This is a genomic window from Mycobacterium fragae (assembly GCF_002102185.1).
Lineage (GTDB): Bacteria > Actinomycetota > Actinomycetes > Mycobacteriales > Mycobacteriaceae > Mycobacterium > Mycobacterium fragae.
Genome location: NZ_LQOW01000026.1, coordinates 189,086 through 206,790, shown reverse-complemented (window position 1 = coordinate 206,790; position 17,705 = coordinate 189,086). Strand labels below are relative to the sequence as shown.

Below are 17,705 nucleotides of genomic sequence, written 5' to 3'. Positions count from 1 at the left end.
CGACGGATCAGGCACAGTAGGCGCATGCACTTCGTTGGGCTCGATCTCGCCTGGGGCGAGAAACACCACACCGGCGTGGCAGCTGTCGATTCCGGCGGCCGGCTCCTTCACATCGGGACCGCGCAAGACGACATCAGCATCGAAGATGCGGTGGCGCGGTATGTCAGCGACGACTGTTTGGTGGCGATCGATGCGCCGCTGATCGTGAAGAACCCAACCGGATACCGGCCTTGCGAGACCGCGCTCAACCACGACTTCCAGCGGTTCGAGGCGGGAGCTCGTCCCGCATACACCGAAAAGCCGGAATTCAGCAGTCCCCGCGGCGCCCAGATCGCGACGGCGCTCGGTCTCGACGTCGATCCCGCATCGAGGTCGATGCGACGGGCGATCGAGGTCTATCCTCACCCCGCGACGATCGCGTTGTTCGGGTTACCGAAGACCCTGAAGTACAAGCGGGGCGCGTTCGAGGATCGGCAGCGTGACCTGCTGCAGTTGATGACCCTGATCGAGGGGCTCGACAAGGCGACGCCGCGGCTGCGGGTGAATCACAATGTGTCCTGGGTGGAGTTGCGCAAACGGGTTGCCGCCGCGACGCGACCCGGGCAGCTGGACAGAGACGAAGATCCCGTCGACGCCGTGATTTGCGCGTACGTCGCGCTGTATTGGTATCACCGGCCCGAAGACGTCACCGTCTACGGCGACTTCGCGACCGGCTACATCATCACGCCGACGCTGCCACCGGATCTGGCGCCTGCACCACGTCGGCGTGCGCCCGCAGCGCCGGACAACGAGGAACTGCGCCAGCGTCTCGCGCAGGTCACTGCGCTTCTCGAGGAGGCGCAGCGGATGCTGACCGCGATCCGTCGACAGCTCGACGGTTAGCGCGCCGACGGGTGACCAGCAGAGTCACTCCCGAGAGCACCACGCCGGTCGCGATCAAGATGCCGGCCAACAGGTATTGCTGGCCGGGGCGGCCGGACAGCGGCGTCACCAGATACAGAGAAGCCAAACAGCCGATGACCGGCAACGCGGTCGGGGTCCTGAAGTGGCTGAGTTTTTTACGGGGGGCTCGCACGTCGCGGCGCAGCACCAGCACCGCGACGTTGACCGTCGCGAACACCGCCAGCAACAGCAGCGACGTCGTACCGCCGAGCACCTCGATGGCGTCGGTGTTGGCGAACGCGGTGACATAGAGGATCTGGCCCAGCGCGATTGTCGTGGTGAACAGGATCGCGACCCACGGCGCCCTACGGGCCGGGCTGACCGTGCCGAGAATCGGTGGCAGCACCCGCTGGCGCGCCATCCCATAGATCAAGCGGCTCGACATCAGCATGCTGATCAAGGCGGTGTTGGAGACCGCCACCATCGAGATGAACGGCAGTATGTCTTTGATCGGCAAGCCGGGCGCCCCGATCTGAACCACCTCGACGAGCGGGGTCTCGCTGGCCTTCAGGGCCGGGACCGGCACGAGTGCGACGGCCACGATTGCCACGATCATGTAGACAACGCCGGTGATGCTCAGCCCCGACAGCAGAACCTTCGGAAAGGTTTTGACCGGGTTCTTGGTTTCTTCGGCCATGTTGACCGAGTCCTCGAAACCGGTCATCGCAAAGAAGGCCAACGACGTCGCGGTGGTGAGGGCCAAAAACAGATTCTTGTCGCCGGTATCGAAGGCGACCATGCGGGAATAGTCGACGTGTTCGCTGCCCGCGACAGCCCACAGGCCGACGAAAATCACCAGAAGCAGCCCGCTGACCTCGATGCAGGTGAGTCCGACGTTGAGTTTTACGCTCTCGCCCACGCCGCGCAGATTCACCGCGGCCAACAGCGCAACGAACAGCATGGCAATGACGACGATGCCTGTTGTGCCCCAATCGAAATGGAATGCGGTAAAGAAGTTGGCCGCGAAAAACCGCGCCGCGGTCGACGCCGAGGTGATTGCGGCGCTCATCACCACGAAGGCCACCGCGAAGGTGAAGAACTGGTTGTCGAAGGCCTTCTGCGCGTACAGCGCCGCCCCTGCCGCCTGCGGGTATTTGGTGACCAGTTCCAGGTAGCTGAGCGCGGTCATCGCCGCGATCAGGAAGGCCAGCAGAAACGGAACCCATGCTGCGCCACCGACTTCGGCCGCCACGTCACCGATCAGCGCGTACACGCCGGTGCCCAGGATGTCACCGACGATGAACAGCAGCAGCATTCCGGGTCCCATCACCCGGCGCAGTCGTGGCTGCCGCTCGACCGTCTCGGTCAAATCTGTACGGGTCGACGGTCGAAGGGCGCCAACACGTCGATGATGTCGATCACTGTGGCACGAGCAGCAACCCGCGGATCCAGTCGGTCGTCGACCAAGGCGGACACGACCGCGCCGTCGACCGCGCAAATCAACGCCGAAATCAGCTCGAGGCGCACCGAGCGTCCGGACCGCTCGACCGCGTCGGCAATGGCTTCGACGCGCTGGCGCAGGTTGCGCCGTTGGATATCGCGTAGCGCGGACAGCCGGGCACATGCGATGTAGCGCTCGTAGCGCGAGATCAGTTGTTCGGTGAGCCGTGGGCCCGATTCGTCACCGATGAGCAGGTCGACCAGCACGTCGGCGGTTGTCTCGGGGCCGCGGCGGCGACGGGACAGGCTGGCGACCTTGGCCCGCAGCTGCGCCACCTCGAGCATCCCGACATGGGCGACCGCGCTGGCGATGAGGTCGTCGAGCGACGAGAAGTAATAGGTGGTCGACGCCAGCGGCAGACCGGCGCGGCGGGCCACCGCCCGGTGCCGGACGGCCTCGAATCCGCCTTCGCACAGCAGCTCCGCGGCGGCGCTGACCAGCGCGAACCGTCGACGTTCACCCTTGGGAGTGACAGCTGCCGTCACCACTGTCATGCTGCCAGTCGACCTGGTGCCGCATTGCCCTTTCGGACAAAGCCCTTTCGGGCCTCTTATGATGGCCCGCATGCCTGACTTGAGCCGTCGCGCTGTGCTGCGCCTCGGCGCCGGTGCGGCCGCCGGAGCGCTCGGCGCCTATGCGCTGGACAGGCTGCTTCCCGCGCGGCCCGCGGTGAGCGCACCGGTGACGATGACGGGCAGCGGCGTGCCGCTCGCACCGCCGACGCCACGCGAGCCGGCTCCGGCGCCCGCGGCAGCTCCGACAATGACGACCGGTTCATTCGTGTCGGCGGCACGCGGCGGGATCGCCACCAATTGGGCGATCGCGCGGCCACCGGGTCAGACCAAGGCACTGCGGCCGGTCATCGCGCTGCACGGCAAGGGCAGTGATGCGGCCAGTGTGATGGCCGGCGGCGTGGAGCAGGGCCTGGCCCAAGCCGTGGACGCCGGCCTGCCGCCGTTCGCGGTGGTTGCCGTCGACGGCGGCGGAAGTTACTGGCACAAAAGGGGTTCCGGCGAGGATTCGGGCGCAATGGTGCTGAACGAGCTCATCCCGATGCTGGATGGAAAGGGTCTGGATACCTCGCGGGTGGCGTTTCTGGGCTGGTCGATGGGCGGCTACGGCGGATTACTGCTCGGCGGCCGGCTGGGGCCGGCCCGCACTGCGGCGATCTGCGCGGTGAGCCCGGCGCTGTGGATGTCCCCCGGTGCGGCCGCGCCGGGCGCGTTCGACGGCCCCGATGACTTTTCTGCGAACTCGGTATTCGGGATGCCCGCATTGGGCTCCATTCCGATCAGGGTGGACTGCGGTAACAGCGATCCGTTTTACAGCGCGACACGGCAATTCGTGGCTCAGCTGCCCCATCCGCCGTCGGGCGGGTTTTCCCCGGGCGGGCACGACGCGTCTTTCTGGAGCGCGCAGCTACCCGCCGAGCTGACCTGGATTGCACCGCTTCTGGCTGCGTAAAGCTATTCGCCCGTCGACCGCGAGCGCTACCAGAAGGCTTACCATATCTGTTACGATATCGCGTTACAGACGGGGAGGTTAACCAGTTGGCCAGGCAGGCAGTCGCGGACAAGCGGCAGCGGCGAGAACGCGGATCGATCAGCGTCGACGAAATCATCAACGGCGCATTCGAAGTCGCCGCACAGGTCTCAGTTGACGGCTTGAGCATGCCGCTTTTGGCCAAGCATCTCGACGTCGGCGTGACGAGCATCTACTGGTACTTCAGGAAGAAGGACGATCTGCTGAACGCGATGACCGATCGCGCCCTGGGCCAATACGATTTCGCGACGCCATTCGTCGAAGGCGAGGACTGGCGGGACTCGCTCTACAAGCACGCCCACAAGATGCGGCAGACTTTCCGAAGCAATCCGATCCTCTGCGACTTGATCCTGATCCGCGGCAGCTTCGGGCGTGAGGCAACGGTAGAAGCCTTCCAGAAGCTCGAGAAGGCGGTGGCAACGCTGGTGGAGGCTGGCCTGTCAGCCGAGGACGCGTTCGATACCTACGCCAGCATCTCCGTTCACACCCGCGGTTCGGCGGTATTGGAACGGCTGCAGGACAAGTCCGGCGGCGCTGAACCCCGTCACGGCAGCGGAAGTCGGGTGATCGATCCGGACACCATGCCGCTGATCGCCGAGCTGACGGCGAAGGGCCACCGCATCGGCGCGGCCGACGACATCAACTTCGACTACGGCCTGAACTGCATTCTCGATCACGCCAGCCGACTCATCGAGTCACGTCGGGAAGCGGTCTAGACCTCGACGACGACGGCGCCGCCTTGGCCGCCGCCCGCGCACATCGCCGCCACGCCGATCCCGCCGCCGCGGCGGCCCAATTCATGCACCAGCGTGGTGAGCATCCGCGCTCCGGTCGCCGCGATGGGATGGCCCAGGCTGCATCCGCTGCCGTAGACGTTGACCCGATCCTCGTCCAGGCCGTACTCGCGGCACGCGGCGATCGGGACCGAGGCGAATGCCTCGTTGATCTCCCACAGTGTCACGTCGTTGGGGGACAGGCCCGCCCGATCCAGCACCTTGCCGATCACCCGTACCGCGCCCAGACCGGTGTCCCTCGGGTCGACGCCGGCCGAGGCCCAGGTCTTGACCGAGCCCAGCACGCTCAAGCCGGAAGATCGGGCAAAACCGTCGTCGGCCAGCGCCAGGGCGGCGGCCGCGTCATTGGTGCCGCTGCTGTTGCCGGCGGTGATCGAAAACCCCTCGATCTCGGGGTGCAGCACCTTCAGCGACGCCAGCTTCTCCATGCTGGTGTCGCGGCGGGGATGTTCGTCGACGCTGAAGTCGAGCAACGCATCTTCGGGGCCTTTGATTTTCAACGGCACGATCTCGTCGACGAACGCGCCGCTGTCGATCGCGGCGATGGCGCGTTGATGCGACCGCAGGGCCCAGGCATCCATCTCTTCGCGGGTGATCCCGACCGCCTGGGCGGTGTTCCACCCCACCGTGATCGACATGTCCCGGGTGGGCGCGTCGGGCGCCTCGACATGGGTAGGAGGGATCCAGCGGTCCTCGAATTCCAGGTTCGGCCCGGGGATGCGCCACTTCATCAGCGGGCCCATCGACAGCGATTGCACTCCCCCGCCGACGACCACACGCTCGACGCCCGAGGCGATCTGGGCGGCCGCGTTGGCGACCGCGGTGAGGCTGCCCGCGCAGTGCCTGTTGACTGCCTGCCCCGGCACTGAGACCATGCCCGCGGCCGCCGTTGCGTAACGCGCCAAATCGCCGCCGCCGTAATGCGATTCGGCGAAGATCACGTCGTCGATGTCGGTCGGCCCGACCCCGGACCGCCGGACTGCTTCGGTGAGCACGGTGGTCGCGAGCACCTCGGCAGGCGTGTTGACCAACGAGCCTTTGAACGACGTCGCGATGGCGGTCCGGACGGCACTGACGATGACGGGCTTGGGCATGGGGTCAACCGTATCAACTACCGTAGTGGCAACGATAAACGGGACTGGCGAACCTTACGTATTCGTGTACCATTTGGTACATGACTACGGGTAGCAGCATCGAGATCGAGGCACCGGCCTCGCTTGTCTGGGATGTTTTCAGCGACGTCGAGCGCTGGCCGGAATGGACCGCATCGGTCACCCGCTTGGTCGCCATCGATGGGCCGGGTCTCGCGGCCGGCAAGCGGTTCGAGATCAAGCAGCCACGAATGCCCAAGCTCGTGTGGCAGGTCACCGAGGTGGTCCCGGGCGCCTCGTGGACCTGGGTGCAGCGATCCCCGGGTGGCTCAGCCCTTGCCCGTCACGACGTTGTCGCCGCCGGCGACAACCGCACCGTCGTTCGGCAGCAGATCGATCAGCGCGGCCCCGTCGGCGCACTGGTGGGCAGACTCATGCGCGGAATAACCAGGCGCTATCTCGAACTCGAAGCGCAGGGCCTGAAGGCGCGAAGTGAGCAGCGTCTGCGAATTGATGGCTCGGTCTCCTGACGTCGAGCGGCGCCGCGAACTACTCGACGCGCTCATCGAGGAGTTCGCGTCAGGCGGGATCGGGGACCGCTCGCTGCGCGATGTAGCGGAAGCGGTAGGCACCAGCCACCGAATGCTGCTGCACCACTTCGGCTCTCGCAGCGAGCTGCTGCTGGCGATCGTCGAGGAGGTCGAGCGTCGCCAGCGGAACGTTCTGCGCGACCTGCCAACCGAGCCGGCCGAAGGGCTGGCCGCGATGTGGGACGACGTCCGACGGCCTGAGCTGCGTCCGTTCGAGCGACTCTTCTTCGAGTGTTATGCGCGAGGAGCGCAGGGTGAGGATCCGTACACGCGGATGATCCCCGGGGCCATCGGGGCCTGGCTGGACGAAGTCGACGTAATGACCGATGGCACAATCGATCCGGCCCTTCCGCGACTAGGCTTGGCCGTCATACGGGGGCTGTTGCTGGATCTGATTGCCACCGACGACGACAAGGGTGTGAACGCGGCGGCCCAGGCCTTCATCGATCTCGTCCGCCGGTCTGGATGAAGCTCGTTATCAGCTCAGCGGTACGGCCGGGATCTTCGAGCATTGGGGTGTGGCCGACACCGGCCAACAACTCGACGTTGACATGCGGCACGACACTGAATTCGCCAGCCGAGGACGATCGCCACCGCCGGTCCTCCACTCCGAAAATCACCAACGTCGGGATCATCAACTCGCGCAACCGGTCTGGGAGACTGCGCTGGGCGAGAAATGCCTTGGTCTCTTTTGGTGTGGTGGCGACGGTGCGGTGCCTCATCCGGCGTACGTCGTCAATGATCTGTACGGGAATGTCGACCTCACGGGTAAACGCCGAGCTTAGGGCTTTACGGATGGTGAACCGGTTCCGAAGCGCCCACACCAGCCGTCCGATCACCGGAACCTCCACCAGCTCGCCAAGACCGCCCGGCCAGAGAAAAGCGTCGACGTTGGGACCGGTATCAATGAGCACCAACGCAGTCACGATGTCGCGCCGCTGCTCAGCGAGCGCGGTCGCAACCACAGCTCCGGTGGAGTGTCCGATCGCGATAACGCGGTTCACACCCAGCTGTGTCAGCACCGAGCCGACGACTCGCGCTTGTTCCGACATCGTGTAGCCGTCGGCTGGCTTGTCAGATCGACCGTGTCCAAGGAGGTCGAGGCGAATGACCCGGTGATCGACGGCCAGCCACGGAATCATCTGGCCCCACCAGGCTGTCGAACCCGCATGGCCGTGGATCAACAGCAGCGCCGGCCCCTCGCCTGGACCATTTTCAACGACGTGGATGTTGTTGCCGCCGACGCTTACCAGGTGATCCCGCGCATCGGTGACAAGCGGTGCGGTAGCTGAGTCGTCCAACATTCGCTCTCCTCGGTCGCTTCAAGCATGAAGCGACCGGTTCGCGCTCGCTTGTACAGATCCGTCGTCTTCTCAGCCGGCCAGCGGCGTCGGCAGGCGCGAAGCCGCGAGCGCTCGTGCGAAGTCGCTCGGGGCCGCACCGGTCATTTCCCAGCACACCCGGTTGGCATGTGAACCGTCGGCAAATCCCGCAAGATGGGCGGCATCGGTGATGGGCACACCCTTGGAGAGGTAGCGAAACGCGGTCAGTAGCCGCACCCATCGGGCGGTGGCCGAAAAGGACGCTCCAGTCTGGCGTCTGCAGAGTCGCCCGAGGTAATCCGGCGACAACGCCACCGCGCCAGCGACTGATACAAGATCGATGGTCGCCGGAACGTTGCTGGAAATGAGGTCGATCGCCTGACGCAACTGCGGGTGAATGGATGCTCCGCTTCCCGAGCCCGCGTCCGACAAACTGCAAAGTTCACCGACCAGGAAGTCGGCCGCAGCACGCGGACCTTTGGTGGTCAACAACGCGCCCGTCGCGTCGGCGAGCTCTTCACCGCTTTCGACGATCCATACACCACTGCGTCGCGATCGGTCACGGCTCAACGAGTTCAGCACGACGCCTTGCCGCGTTTGCAGTCCGAGGTAGATCGTCAGCGCCGTGGATCGCGCATCTGAGCGCACCGCATGCCGGGTGCCGCTCCTGATCACAACCAGTCGGCAAGTGCGCTGGCCCCCTTCGGCGCCGCTCACCACCAGCGGACCACCTGTGCCGACTCCGATCTGAACCGCCGCATGGTGGTGGGGGGCAAGGTCGCGGAACGCGCCAGAGACCATCAGCCGACCCGGCCCTAAGTCCCAGACACGCATACGAAATGGTACATCGGCCTGGGAATTACGACGGATCCGTACATGCGATCGCGACCCGATCACGTCATACTTCTTCGAAGGCACCATGGGAGGCGAGTTGAGCGTAATCGACATGTTCTCCAACCTGATGGAGCTCCGCGATGGCGGCGCCGTCGTTGAACGCCAGCGCGGGGTGTCCGGCGACTGGGGCCTGTGGACGGTGGCCGCGTTTCACGCCGACAGCAACGACGCGGTGCATTCACACGTCTGGGAGCGACACCCGCTCGGCGACGAACTGCTGTATCTACTCTCCGGCGCGATCACCGTTCACATGCGAGATCACGCCGACGGAGAGGGCGCGCCCAGGGCGCTGTCTCCCGGAACTTGCTGCGTCGTGCCTGCCGGGCAGTGGCATCGCCTGACCGTCGAGGAACCGGGCGATCTGGTGGCTATCACCCCGCGTGCTGAAACCGCGCACGAAGCCGTGTCGAAATGACCGCAACAAAACGTCTCGCGGCAGCTACCGTCGCCTTCGTCATCTACACAACAGTCATGCTGATGGTGGAACGGCGGATGCGCGCGACCGGCGGTCCCGGGATTATTCCATTTGAGGTGGCCGGTAGTGAGGCTCGAGCAGAGGAAATCATGACCCGCTGGGGCAGCGACGGTCAGCGGGCCGCACGGTTATCCACGTGGCTCGACTTCGGATACATGGCAACCTACGGCACGCTCATGGCGCTACTCGTCGACCGCGCACGCCGGCGTCGCGGCCATCCGGCAGCCTTGCCCGCCATCGTGGCTGTCGCCGTCGCGGGCGATGCAGTGGAGGGAGTCTCGCTGCTCAAAGTGCTCAACCACACGAGCGTTGCGGTTCACGCGCGGCGCGCGCAAATCGCGGCGCTCATCAAGTTCGCGGTTCTGGCCGCCACCCTCGGATACGTTGCCACGGATTTCAGGTCGAGGTTGCCGACGCGCTCTTCGGATTGAGACTGGTCAGATGTCCGCTCTCGGTCCCCGCGGCCGGGTCAAGTGCGCAATCGATGATCGCCGGCCCGTTGGATGCCAGCGCTTCGGTCAGTGCGGACTGCAGCTCGGTTGGAGTCGTGACGTGATAACCCTTGCCGCCGAATGCTTCTGCGATCAACTCGTGACGAGCGGCGGCGCTCAGCACCGTGGGTGCGGGGTCGGTCCCGGAGACTCGCCTGTTGACCGGCGGCTCGTCACCGCGATAGACCCCGCCGTTGTTGAGGATGACGACGGTGACCGGTAACCCGTAGCGGCATATCGTTTCGAATTCCAGGCCGCTGAACCCGAACGCGCTGTCACCCACGATCGCCACCACGGGTTCGCCGGTCTCAACCGCGGCGGCGATGGCGTAGCCCATGCCGATGCCCATCACGCCCCATGTTCCACTGTCAAGCCGGTGGCGCGGCAGCTGCATGTCGATCACGTTGCGCGCGACGTCCAACGCGTTGGCACCCTCGTTCACCAAATACACCCCCGGATGCTGTTGCAGCACATCGCGAACGGCGCGCAGCGCATTGTGGAATCGCATCGGGTGCGGATCCTCGGCCAGCCGCTTGCGCATGGCGGCGTCGTTATGGGCCCTGCGCTCGGCCAGCTCATCGGTCCACGCGGTCGGCGCGACAATCCGATGTGCATCGATGCGGTCGAGTAGCGCCGACATCACCGAGCCGATGTCGCCGGCCAGCGGCGCCGCGATCGGACGGTTGCTGTCGAATTCGCCGGCCGCGATATCGACTTGGACAAACTCGGCGTCGGCCGACCACGGCGGTGACTCGCCATGGCCCAGCAGCCAGTTCAGCCGAGCGCCCACCAGCATCACCACGTCCGCACGCGACAGCGCCAGCGAGCGCGCCGCCGCGACGCACTGCGGGTGCGAGTCCGGCAGCAGCCCCTTGGCCATCGACATCGGCAGATAGGGAATGCCAGTGGTTTCGACGAATGTCCGAATCACATTGTCGGCCTGGGCATATGCCGCACCCTTGCCGAGCACGATCAGCGGCCGCTGTGCCTGTGCCAGCATGCCCAACGCGCGATCGACCGCCTCGGGGGCCGGCAGTTGAGGCGGAGCAGGGTCGACAACACGCCAGATCGTGCCGGCGGCCGCCGCCGCGTCGATGGCCTCACTCAGTACGGTGCCCGGAATGTCGAGGTATACCCCACCCGGACGCCCGGAGACCGCGCTGCGAATCGCGCGAGCGACGCCCAAGCCGATGTCCTGCACCCGCGCGATCCGGTATGCCGCCTTCACGAACGGCCGGGCCGAGCTGAGCTGGTCGAGTTCCTCGTAGTCGCCCCGTTGTAGGTCCACCAGCGGGCGCTCGCTCGATCCCGAAATCTGGATCATCGGGAAGCAGTTCGTCGTGGCGTTCGCCAGCGCAACCAGGCCGTTGAGGAAGCCCGGCGCTGAGACGGTCAGACAGACGCCGGGGCGCCGGGTGAGAAACCCGGCGGCGGCCGCGGCGTTGCCGGCGGAGGTCTCATGCCGGAAACCGATGAAGCGGATACCGGATTTCTGGGCAAGACGCGCGAGATCGGTGATCGGGATTCCGACCAGCCCGTAGATGGTGTCGATTCCGTTGAGCTTCAGGGCGTCCACGATGACGTGGAAACCGTCGGTCAGCTCGGATGCGGATGACGTGGTCATGTGTCCACTGTGGCATCTGCACGGACGACTAGCGTGTGATTAATGACGTCCGCAGCCGAGAGCCCATCCATCGCCGATCTGCTTCAGACGGCGGCGCGGCGCCGCTCGGAGGCGATCGCACTCGTCGTCACTGCCGATCGCACGCCGATCACCTACGGTGACCTCGTCCGGTTTGTCGACGACTTGGCCGGGCAGCTGACGCAAGCCGGACTGCAACCCGGCGACCGGGTGGCGTTGCGGGCGCCCAGTAGCGCGGAGTTCGTCGTCGGGTTGCTGGCGGCTTCGGCCGCGGGCCTGGTTGCCGTCCCGTTGGATCCGGCGTTGCCCGTCGCCGAGCAGCGTGCCCGCGTCACCGCGACGGGGGCGCGGGTCGTCTTGGTCGACGCAGCCGAGACCGGGGAGCCGCCATTCCCGTGTTGGCGAGTTTCGCTGACCGAAAACGCCGTGCACCTCGACCCCACGCCGGCACCATCGCCGACGAGTGACACACCCGAGGGGTTGCGGGCCGACGACGCGCTGATCATGTTCACCGGCGGCACCACCGGCTCACCGAAATTGGTGCCGTGGACCCATGACAACATCGCGTGCTCGATCCGCGGCGTCGTCGGCACCTACGGGCTCGGCCCGGATGATGCGACCGTCGCGGTGATGCCGCTGTTCCACGGCCACGGGCTGATCGCCGCGTTGCTATCGACACTGGCCTCCGGTGGACGTGTGCTGATTCCCGCCGGGGGGCGGTTTTCCGCGCACACCTTCTCCGACGACGTCCGCGCCGCACACGCTACTTGGTTCACCGCGGTGCCGACCATTCACCAAATTGTCTTGCAGCGCACGGAAACCGAACAGCCGTCGCTGCGCTTTCTGCGCAGCTGTAGCGCGGCGCTGAGTCCGGAGACGGCGCGAGAGCTGCGCGCCAGGTTCGCAGCACCTGTGCTGAGTGCGTACGGCATGACCGAGTGCACGCACCAGGTGTCCAGCACCAGTGATGACCACACGGAGCTGCCATCCGGCCTCGTCGGCCGCTCGACGGGTGCGCAGATCCAGATCGTCGGAGACGACGGGCACTCGCTCCCGCCGGGTGCTGTCGGGGAAGTGTGGGTACGCGGCCGCACGGTCGTGCGGGGTTATCTCGGCAATGCAGAGGCGACGGCAAGCACTTTCACCGACGGCTGGCTGCATACGGGCGACTTAGGGTCGCTGTCGGACCAGGGCGAGCTGACGCTACGCGGCCGGATCAAGGAGCTGATCAACCGAGGCGGGGAGAAGATATCGCCGGAGCGCGTCGAGGGCGTGCTGGCCAGTCACCCGAAGGTGGTGGAGGCGGCCGTGTTCGGCGTCCCGGACCCGCTCTACGGGGAGACCGTGGCCGCGGCGATCGTGCCCGATCCGTCCGCTACGCCGACGACGGCGGAACTCATCGAATTCTGCAGCGAACGGCTCGCCCGGTTCGAGGTGCCGGCCGACATCACGCTGACCGGCGAGTTGCCGCATACCGCCAAAGGCTCGATAGACCGTCGCGCAGTGGCGCAGCAGTTCGGGTCCGGAGACTGACCGGTGAGTGTCCCGTTCGATTGGAAGCTGCCGTATGCCTGGCCGCGCAAGCCGCTGCTGGCCAGGAACGTCGTGTGTACATCGCAACCGATTGCCGCGCAGGCGGGTCTGCGGATGCTCGCCGAGGGTGGCAGCGCGGTGGATGCGGCCGTCGCCACCGCGATAACTCTCACCGTGGTGGAACCGGTCTCCAACGGCATCGGCGCCGACGCGTTCGCCATCGTCTGGGACGGCAGGCAACTGCACGGGCTGAACGCTTCAGGCCGCTCACCCGCGGCGTGGACGCCGGAATACTTCGGCGACAACGGTGTTCCTGCGCTCGGCTGGAATTCGGTCACTGTTCCTGGTGCGGTGTCGGCCTGGGTGGAGTTGCACGCCAAGTTCGGCAAGCTGCCGTTCGAACGGCTCTTTGAGCCCGCAATATCGTACGGCCGCAACGGCTTTGTGCTGTCGCCGACAGTCGCGGCGCAATGGGCGGAGCAGGTGCCGCTGTTCGAGGCCCAGCCGGGATTCGCCGACGCGTTCATGCCCGGTGGGCGGGCGCCGAACGCGGGTGAGCTGGTCAGCCTGCCCGACCATGCCGCCACGCTGGAGAAGATCGCCGCAACCAACGGCGAGGCGTTCTATCGCGGGGAACTGGCGGCGCAACTAGAGGCGCACGCGAAGGCCCATGGCGGTGTCATGCAAGCCAGCGACTTGGCTGCCCATCGCGCCGACTGGGTCGGCATCATCAGCGCCGACTACCGCGGATACACCATCCACGAGATACCGCCCAACGGCCAGGGCATCGTCGCCCTGATCGCGCTGGGGATTCTCGAGCAGTTCGACATGTCCTCGTTCCCAGTCGATTCCGCCGACAGTGTGCATCTGCAGATCGAAGCCATGAAGCTGGCCTTCGCGGACGCACAGGCCTATGTCGCCGACAGCGGCCACATGCCGCTGCGCCCGGAGCAGTTGCTCGACAAGGACTATCTGCGGCAGCGGGCGGCGCTGATCGACCGGAATCGAGCCAAGCCGGCATCCGCCGGGACACCGAGCGGAGGAACCGTCTATCTCACCGCCGCTGACGCCTCCGGGATGATGGTGTCGATGATCCAGTCGAACTACATGGGATTCGGCTCCGGCGTGGTGGTTCCGGGCACCGGTATCGCCTTGCAGAACCGCGGTGCGGATTTCGTTGCAACGCCGGGCCATCCGAACCGCGTAGGGCCCAACAAGCGTCCTTACCACACCATCATCCCGGGTTTTATGACCCAGGGCGGCGTTCCGGTGATGAGTTTCGGGGTGATGGGCGGTCCGATGCAGCCGCAGGGTCATGTGCAGGTGGCGGCGCGCATCGTCGACCACGGCCAGAATCCGCAGGCGGCCTGCGACGGCCCGCGCTTTCGTTGGGCGCACGGCCTGCAAGTGTACTGCGAGAAGGGTTTTCGGCAGTCAACGCTGGACGAATTGCATCGGCGTGGTCATCAGCTTGTCACCGTGGATGACTACAACCAGTTCGGCAGCTGCCAGGCGATCTGGCGGCTCGATGATGGCTATCTTGCGGTGAGCGACCCCCGCCGGGACGGCCAGGCCGCAGGTTTCTAGACGCGGATTTTGCTTTCCGCGGCGGCCAGCGCGATGTCGGTGCGGAAGTGGCCGCCGGGCAACCGGATTGAATTGAGGATGTCGTAGGCGGCCGTGCGAGCCGCCGAGAGATCGGCCCCGGTGCCCACCACGGAGAGCACTCGGCCGCCTGATGACACGATCGCGCCGTCGTCGCGCCGGGCCGTTCCCGCGTGCAGCACGCCTTCGGCCTCAGAACCGACGATTACATCGCCGACCCGCGGCCGGCCTGGATAGTGCTCGGCCGCCAGTACCACAGTGACCGCCGCGCCGTCGCGCCAACGCAATTCGCCGAAGCTGGCCAGATCACCGGTGGCTGCGGCGTAAAGTAGCTGGCCGAGCGGTGAATCAAGCAGTGCGAGCACGGATTGCGTCTCCGGATCGCCGAAGCGGCAGTTGAATTCGATCACCGCCGGGCCGTTAGAGGTGATCGCCAGCCCGGCGTAGAGCAACCCGGTGAACGAACTGCCGCGCCGGACCAGTTCGGCCGCAACGGGTTCGACGATCTCGCTGACCATTGCTTGGTAGACGTGGTTGGGTAGCCACGGCAACGGCGCATAGGCACCCATGCCGCCGGTGTTGGGTCCGGTGTCGCCGTCGCCGACCCGCTTGAAGTCTTGGGCGGCCAGCAGTGGGACCACGGTTTGGCCGTCGACAAGGGAGAACAACGACACCTCGGGGCCGTCGAGGTAGGACTCCAGCAGCACGGGATGCCCCGCTTCGAGCAGCCCGGCAGCATGGGCGCGGGCGGCATCGCGGTCCGGTGTCACCACCACGCCCTTGCCCGCGGCCAGCCGGTCGTCTTTGACCACCCAGGCGGCTTCATCGGCCGGCGGTCCGAACCGGTCCAGCGCCGCGTCCAAACGTGCTGGGTTGTCGACGATCTCGCTCGATGCGGTGCGCACACCGGCCGCCGCCATCACGTCTTTTGCGAACGCCTTCGAGCCTTCGATCTGTGCCGCGGCCTTGCTGGGCCCGAAACACGCGATGCCGGCCTCGCGCACGGTGTCGGCCACGCCGAGCACCAACGGGACCTCCGGGCCGATGACCACCAGGTCGGCGCGCACCTCGCGGGCCACCGCGACGACGTCATCGCCGGAGGTGATGTCGACCTGGTGCTGGTCGGCGATTACGGCGGTGCCCGCGTTGCCGGCGGCGATGGCCAGCGCGTCGACCTGGGGATCGTTGCCGAGGGCGAGCAGCAAGGCATGTTCGCGGGCACCGGAGCCGATCACCAGGACGCGCACGAAACGCCACTTTAGCTGCTAGTCGCGGGTGTTACCGGAGTGCATCCTCAACGCATCCTTGACATTGGCCTTCTTGTCCTCTCCGGCCCCCTTTGCCGCGGCCTTCTTGCGCTTTGCCACGACGGCGTCGACCGCGCCGTTGAGCGCCGAACCCAGCGGGAAACCGAGATAGTGGGTGAGGAAGACGGCAATCTCCTTGAGTTCAGTCTCGGTGAGTTCCTCGTTGAGCAGTGCGGCATTGATTTGGATCTCGGCCAGGTCGCGGTTCCCAACGGCGGTCACGGCCGTCAAGGTCATGATGCGCTTGTCGCGCATCGACAATCCCGGCCGGCTCCAGATAGTGCCGAAGAGGTGATCGACGGTCAGGTCAAAGTACGCGTCACCCTCAACATTGGGCATCTCCCAGCCGTAGACCTCGTTCATCTTCTCGAGGCCCTTGCGACGCAACTCGTCCATGGCTTCTCCTATTTGTTCGCATGCGGCACACCAAGTCCGGCAGCCAGCCGCTGAAAAGCCACCTCTGCCAGCGGCAAGTCCACCGACACGGTCTTGCCCAACGCCAGCGCCAGGCTCAGATCCTTCTCGCCCAATTCGCGCGCATGCAGGAACGGCTGATACAGAAAGCTGTCCGCCTCAATGGGTTTCATATCCTCGCGCACCATCACCGACCCCGGTCCGCCGGTGAGGGCGTCGGTGTGGCGCACTACCCGGCCCAGCGCCTGCAGGTCCAGCCCGGCAGCCTCGGCCAGTTTCATCGCCTCGCAGGCCGCTGCGTACGAGGTGAACGTCAACATGTTGCGCGCGAGCTTCATTCGCGTCCCGGCGCCCGGCTCACCGGCGTGGATCACCATCGAGGCCCATTGCTTGAATGCAGGTTTGATGCGCTCGTATACCTCGCGCTCGGCGCCCACCATCGTTGCCAGCTCACCCTTTTCGGCGGCCCCTGCCCCACCGCTGACCGGAGCGTCGACGATGTGAATGCCTTGTGGTTGCAATTCGCGGGCAAGATCGACGGCGGTGGTGTCGCTGATTGTGGAGTGGATCGCGATCACGGTGCCGGGCTTGGCATTCTGTGCGAGAGCGCCTACCACCTCGCACACCTGTTTGTCATCGAGCACCGTGACGCTGATGAGCTCGGCGGCGGCGACGTCGGCCACGCTGTCGGCCAATGTGGCGCCGGCTTCGGCCAATGGTGTCATCGCGTCGGTGCGGATGTCGAACACGATGAGGCCGCCCGGCCAGTCGACCAGACGCTTCGCCATCGGTGCGCCCATGTTGCCGAGGCCGATGTACCCGAGCCGCATGTTCTCGCTCATGATCGGATGATCTGTCCGCCGTCGACGTTGAAGATCTGTCCTGTGATCCACGAAGCCTCGTCCGACAACAGGAACAGACACATGCCGACCAGATCCTCCGGAGTTCCCATCCGGGACAACGGGATCTGCTTGACCATGTCCTTGACCAGCTCGCCGGGTGTGACGGTCTTGGTGGCCTCGGTGTCGATCGGGCCCGGCGCGATCGCATTGATACGGATGTTCATCCCGCCCAATTCGCGGGACAGCTGCTGGGTCAGCCCGTTGATCCCGACCTTGGCCAAGCCGTAGAAGTTGGAGTACAGCCACGCCGCGGTCGATGATTGGTTGACGATCGCGCCGCCGCCCCGCTTGGCCATCTTCTTGTACACCGCGCGGGTGCACACCAGCGCGCCGTCGAGGTTGACGCTCATGAACTTCTTGTAGTAGTCGAACGGCACCGTCAGCAGCAGGTCGATTTTCATGCCGCCGTAGATCGCGGCATTGTTGACCAGATAGTCGATCCCGCCGAACTCGGCGACCGTGGCATCGGCCATGGCCTTGGCGGAATCCGGATCGGACACGTCGACCGGAAGGTGAATCGCCTTGCCGCCGTCGGCGACGATCTGCTTGGCCACGCCCTGCGCCGCGTCGGCGTTGATGTCGGCGACCACCACGGCGGCGCCCTCACGAGCCAACGCCTGGGCATACGCCTGCCCGATGCCTTGCGCCGCTCCGGTGACAATGGCCACCTTACCGTCGAATCTCATCTCTCCCTCTCCGCCTAATGTGGGGTTATTGCAC

At 65.8% G+C, this 17,705-nt stretch carries 19 protein-coding genes; 9 read left to right on the top strand and 10 right to left on the bottom strand.

What is annotated here, in order from left to right; all coding sequences use genetic code 11:
* Positions 1–24 precede the first annotated feature (24 nt).
* Positions 25–882 carry a DUF429 domain-containing protein gene (locus tag AWC06_RS15425; RefSeq protein ID WP_085198856.1) on the top strand — a complete coding sequence of 286 codons (858 nt, stop codon included), beginning with the start codon at positions 25–27 and terminating at the stop codon, positions 880–882.
* Here AWC06_RS15425 and AWC06_RS15420 read toward each other — a convergent pair.
* Positions 818–2,209 carry an APC family permease gene (locus tag AWC06_RS15420; RefSeq protein WP_085199037.1) on the bottom strand — a complete coding sequence of 464 codons (1,392 nt, stop codon included), beginning with the start codon at positions 2,207–2,209 and terminating at the stop codon, positions 818–820. The genes AWC06_RS15425 and AWC06_RS15420 overlap by 65 nt on opposite strands.
* Before the next feature lie 38 nt (positions 2,210–2,247).
* A complete protein-coding gene (locus AWC06_RS15415) occupies positions 2,248–2,877 on the bottom strand; it encodes a TetR/AcrR family transcriptional regulator (RefSeq protein ID WP_085198855.1) in 630 nt (209 codons plus the stop codon).
* A gap of 58 nt (positions 2,878–2,935) precedes the next feature.
* Here AWC06_RS15415 and AWC06_RS15410 point away from each other — a divergent pair, with 58 nt between their 5' ends.
* Positions 2,936–3,847 carry an alpha/beta hydrolase gene (locus AWC06_RS15410; RefSeq protein WP_085198854.1) on the top strand — a complete coding sequence of 304 codons (912 nt, stop codon included), beginning with the start codon at positions 2,936–2,938 and terminating at the stop codon, positions 3,845–3,847.
* Positions 3,848–3,894: 47 nt separating this feature from the next.
* Positions 3,895–4,641 carry a TetR/AcrR family transcriptional regulator gene (locus AWC06_RS15405; protein ID WP_372457991.1) on the top strand — a complete coding sequence of 249 codons (747 nt, stop codon included), beginning with the start codon at positions 3,895–3,897 and terminating at the stop codon, positions 4,639–4,641.
* On the opposite strand, the gene AWC06_RS15400 is transcribed toward AWC06_RS15405, so the two are convergent.
* Positions 4,638–5,813, bottom strand: coding sequence for a thiolase family protein (locus AWC06_RS15400; RefSeq protein WP_085198852.1), 1,176 nt, complete (start codon positions 5,811–5,813; stop codon positions 4,638–4,640). The genes AWC06_RS15405 and AWC06_RS15400 overlap by 4 nt on opposite strands.
* A gap of 80 nt (positions 5,814–5,893) precedes the next feature.
* Between AWC06_RS15400 and AWC06_RS15395 the strand changes: the two genes are divergently transcribed.
* Both AWC06_RS15395 and AWC06_RS15390 read left to right on the top strand, forming a co-directional pair.
* Positions 5,894–6,340, top strand: a complete 447-nt coding sequence (locus tag AWC06_RS15395; protein WP_085198851.1) for an SRPBCC family protein — start codon at positions 5,894–5,896, stop codon at positions 6,338–6,340.
* Complete coding sequence (locus AWC06_RS15390; RefSeq protein WP_085198850.1) at positions 6,324–6,869, top strand: TetR/AcrR family transcriptional regulator; 546 nt, start codon at positions 6,324–6,326, stop codon at positions 6,867–6,869. The genes AWC06_RS15395 and AWC06_RS15390 overlap by 17 nt, the downstream gene beginning before the upstream one ends.
* On the opposite strand, the gene AWC06_RS15385 is transcribed toward AWC06_RS15390, so the two are convergent.
* Entirely contained in the window at positions 6,841–7,704 is an 864-nt protein-coding gene (locus AWC06_RS15385) for an alpha/beta fold hydrolase (protein WP_085198849.1), read from the bottom strand. The genes AWC06_RS15390 and AWC06_RS15385 overlap by 29 nt on opposite strands.
* Positions 7,705–7,773: 69 nt before the next feature.
* Positions 7,774–8,523: a helix-turn-helix domain-containing protein gene (locus AWC06_RS15380; RefSeq protein ID WP_169715361.1), complete on the bottom strand. Its 750-nt coding sequence runs from the start codon at positions 8,521–8,523 to the stop codon at positions 7,774–7,776.
* Between the two features lie 145 nt (positions 8,524–8,668).
* On the opposite strand from AWC06_RS15380, the gene AWC06_RS15375 reads away from it, so the two are divergent.
* Together AWC06_RS15375 and AWC06_RS15370 are read left to right on the top strand one after the other, a co-directional pair.
* Positions 8,669–9,031, top strand: coding sequence for a cupin domain-containing protein (locus AWC06_RS15375; protein ID WP_211281974.1), 363 nt, complete (start codon positions 8,669–8,671; stop codon positions 9,029–9,031).
* Positions 9,028–9,522: a hypothetical protein gene (locus AWC06_RS15370; protein WP_085198847.1), complete on the top strand. Its 495-nt coding sequence runs from the start codon at positions 9,028–9,030 to the stop codon at positions 9,520–9,522. Before AWC06_RS15375 ends, AWC06_RS15370 begins: the two co-directional genes overlap by 4 nt.
* On the opposite strand, the gene oxc is transcribed toward AWC06_RS15370, so the two are convergent.
* Complete coding sequence (gene oxc / locus AWC06_RS15365; RefSeq protein ID WP_085198846.1) at positions 9,488–11,206, bottom strand: oxalyl-CoA decarboxylase; 1,719 nt, start codon at positions 11,204–11,206, stop codon at positions 9,488–9,490. The genes AWC06_RS15370 and oxc overlap by 35 nt on opposite strands.
* A gap of 42 nt (positions 11,207–11,248) precedes the next feature.
* Between oxc and AWC06_RS15360 the strand changes: the two genes are divergently transcribed.
* Both AWC06_RS15360 and AWC06_RS15355 read left to right on the top strand, forming a co-directional pair.
* A complete protein-coding gene (locus AWC06_RS15360; protein ID WP_085198845.1) occupies positions 11,249–12,757 on the top strand; it encodes a FadD7 family fatty acid--CoA ligase in 1,509 nt (502 codons plus the stop codon).
* Between the two features lie 3 nt (positions 12,758–12,760).
* Positions 12,761–14,344 (top strand): gamma-glutamyltransferase family protein, encoded by a 1,584-nt coding sequence (locus AWC06_RS15355; protein WP_085198844.1) that lies wholly within the window; start codon positions 12,761–12,763, stop codon positions 14,342–14,344.
* Here AWC06_RS15355 and purD read toward each other — a convergent pair.
* Genes purD through AWC06_RS15335 form a run of 4 tightly spaced genes read right to left on the bottom strand, consistent with a single transcriptional unit; the run spans position 14,341 to position 17,671 of the window.
* Positions 14,341–15,609: a phosphoribosylamine--glycine ligase gene (gene purD / locus AWC06_RS15350; RefSeq protein WP_085198843.1), complete on the bottom strand. Its 1,269-nt coding sequence runs from the start codon at positions 15,607–15,609 to the stop codon at positions 14,341–14,343. The two genes, AWC06_RS15355 and purD, sit on opposite strands and share 4 nt — an antisense overlap.
* A gap of 18 nt (positions 15,610–15,627) precedes the next feature.
* Positions 15,628–16,065 carry a carboxymuconolactone decarboxylase family protein gene (locus AWC06_RS15345; RefSeq protein WP_085198842.1) on the bottom strand — a complete coding sequence of 146 codons (438 nt, stop codon included), beginning with the start codon at positions 16,063–16,065 and terminating at the stop codon, positions 15,628–15,630.
* 8 nt (positions 16,066–16,073) lie between these two features.
* Positions 16,074–16,925, bottom strand: a complete 852-nt coding sequence (locus tag AWC06_RS15340) for an NAD(P)-dependent oxidoreductase (protein ID WP_085198841.1) — start codon at positions 16,923–16,925, stop codon at positions 16,074–16,076.
* Complete coding sequence (locus AWC06_RS15335) at positions 16,922–17,671, bottom strand: SDR family oxidoreductase (RefSeq protein ID WP_085198840.1); 750 nt, start codon at positions 17,669–17,671, stop codon at positions 16,922–16,924. The genes AWC06_RS15340 and AWC06_RS15335 overlap by 4 nt, the downstream gene beginning before the upstream one ends.
* Positions 17,672–17,705 lie beyond the last annotated feature (34 nt).

Coding starts and splice junctions, on each gene's coding strand:
- AWC06_RS15375 (WP_211281974.1), top strand. CDS start 8,669: ATGTTCTCCAACCTGATGGAGCTCCGCGATGGCGGCGCCGTCGTTGAA.
- AWC06_RS15415 (WP_085198855.1), bottom strand. CDS start 2,877: ATGACAGTGGTGACGGCAGCTGTCACTCCCAAGGGTGAACGTCGACGG.
- AWC06_RS15340 (WP_085198841.1), bottom strand. CDS start 16,925: ATGAGCGAGAACATGCGGCTCGGGTACATCGGCCTCGGCAACATGGGC.
- oxc (WP_085198846.1), bottom strand. CDS start 11,206: ATGACCACGTCATCCGCATCCGAGCTGACCGACGGTTTCCACGTCATC.
- AWC06_RS15385 (WP_085198849.1), bottom strand. CDS start 7,704: ATGTTGGACGACTCAGCTACCGCACCGCTTGTCACCGATGCGCGGGAT.
- AWC06_RS15410 (WP_085198854.1), top strand. CDS start 2,936: ATGATGGCCCGCATGCCTGACTTGAGCCGTCGCGCTGTGCTGCGCCTC.
- AWC06_RS15380 (WP_169715361.1), bottom strand. CDS start 8,523: ATGGTCTCTGGCGCGTTCCGCGACCTTGCCCCCCACCACCATGCGGCG.
- AWC06_RS15335 (WP_085198840.1), bottom strand. CDS start 17,671: ATGAGATTCGACGGTAAGGTGGCCATTGTCACCGGAGCGGCGCAAGGC.
- AWC06_RS15390 (WP_085198850.1), top strand. CDS start 6,324: ATGGCTCGGTCTCCTGACGTCGAGCGGCGCCGCGAACTACTCGACGCG.
- AWC06_RS15360 (WP_085198845.1), top strand. CDS start 11,249: ATGACGTCCGCAGCCGAGAGCCCATCCATCGCCGATCTGCTTCAGACG.
- AWC06_RS15395 (WP_085198851.1), top strand. CDS start 5,894: ATGACTACGGGTAGCAGCATCGAGATCGAGGCACCGGCCTCGCTTGTC.
- AWC06_RS15370 (WP_085198847.1), top strand. CDS start 9,028: ATGACCGCAACAAAACGTCTCGCGGCAGCTACCGTCGCCTTCGTCATC.
- AWC06_RS15400 (WP_085198852.1), bottom strand. CDS start 5,813: ATGCCCAAGCCCGTCATCGTCAGTGCCGTCCGGACCGCCATCGCGACG.
- AWC06_RS15345 (WP_085198842.1), bottom strand. CDS start 16,065: ATGGACGAGTTGCGTCGCAAGGGCCTCGAGAAGATGAACGAGGTCTAC.
- AWC06_RS15425 (WP_085198856.1), top strand. CDS start 25: ATGCACTTCGTTGGGCTCGATCTCGCCTGGGGCGAGAAACACCACACC.
- AWC06_RS15420 (WP_085199037.1), bottom strand. CDS start 2,209: ATGGGACCCGGAATGCTGCTGCTGTTCATCGTCGGTGACATCCTGGGC.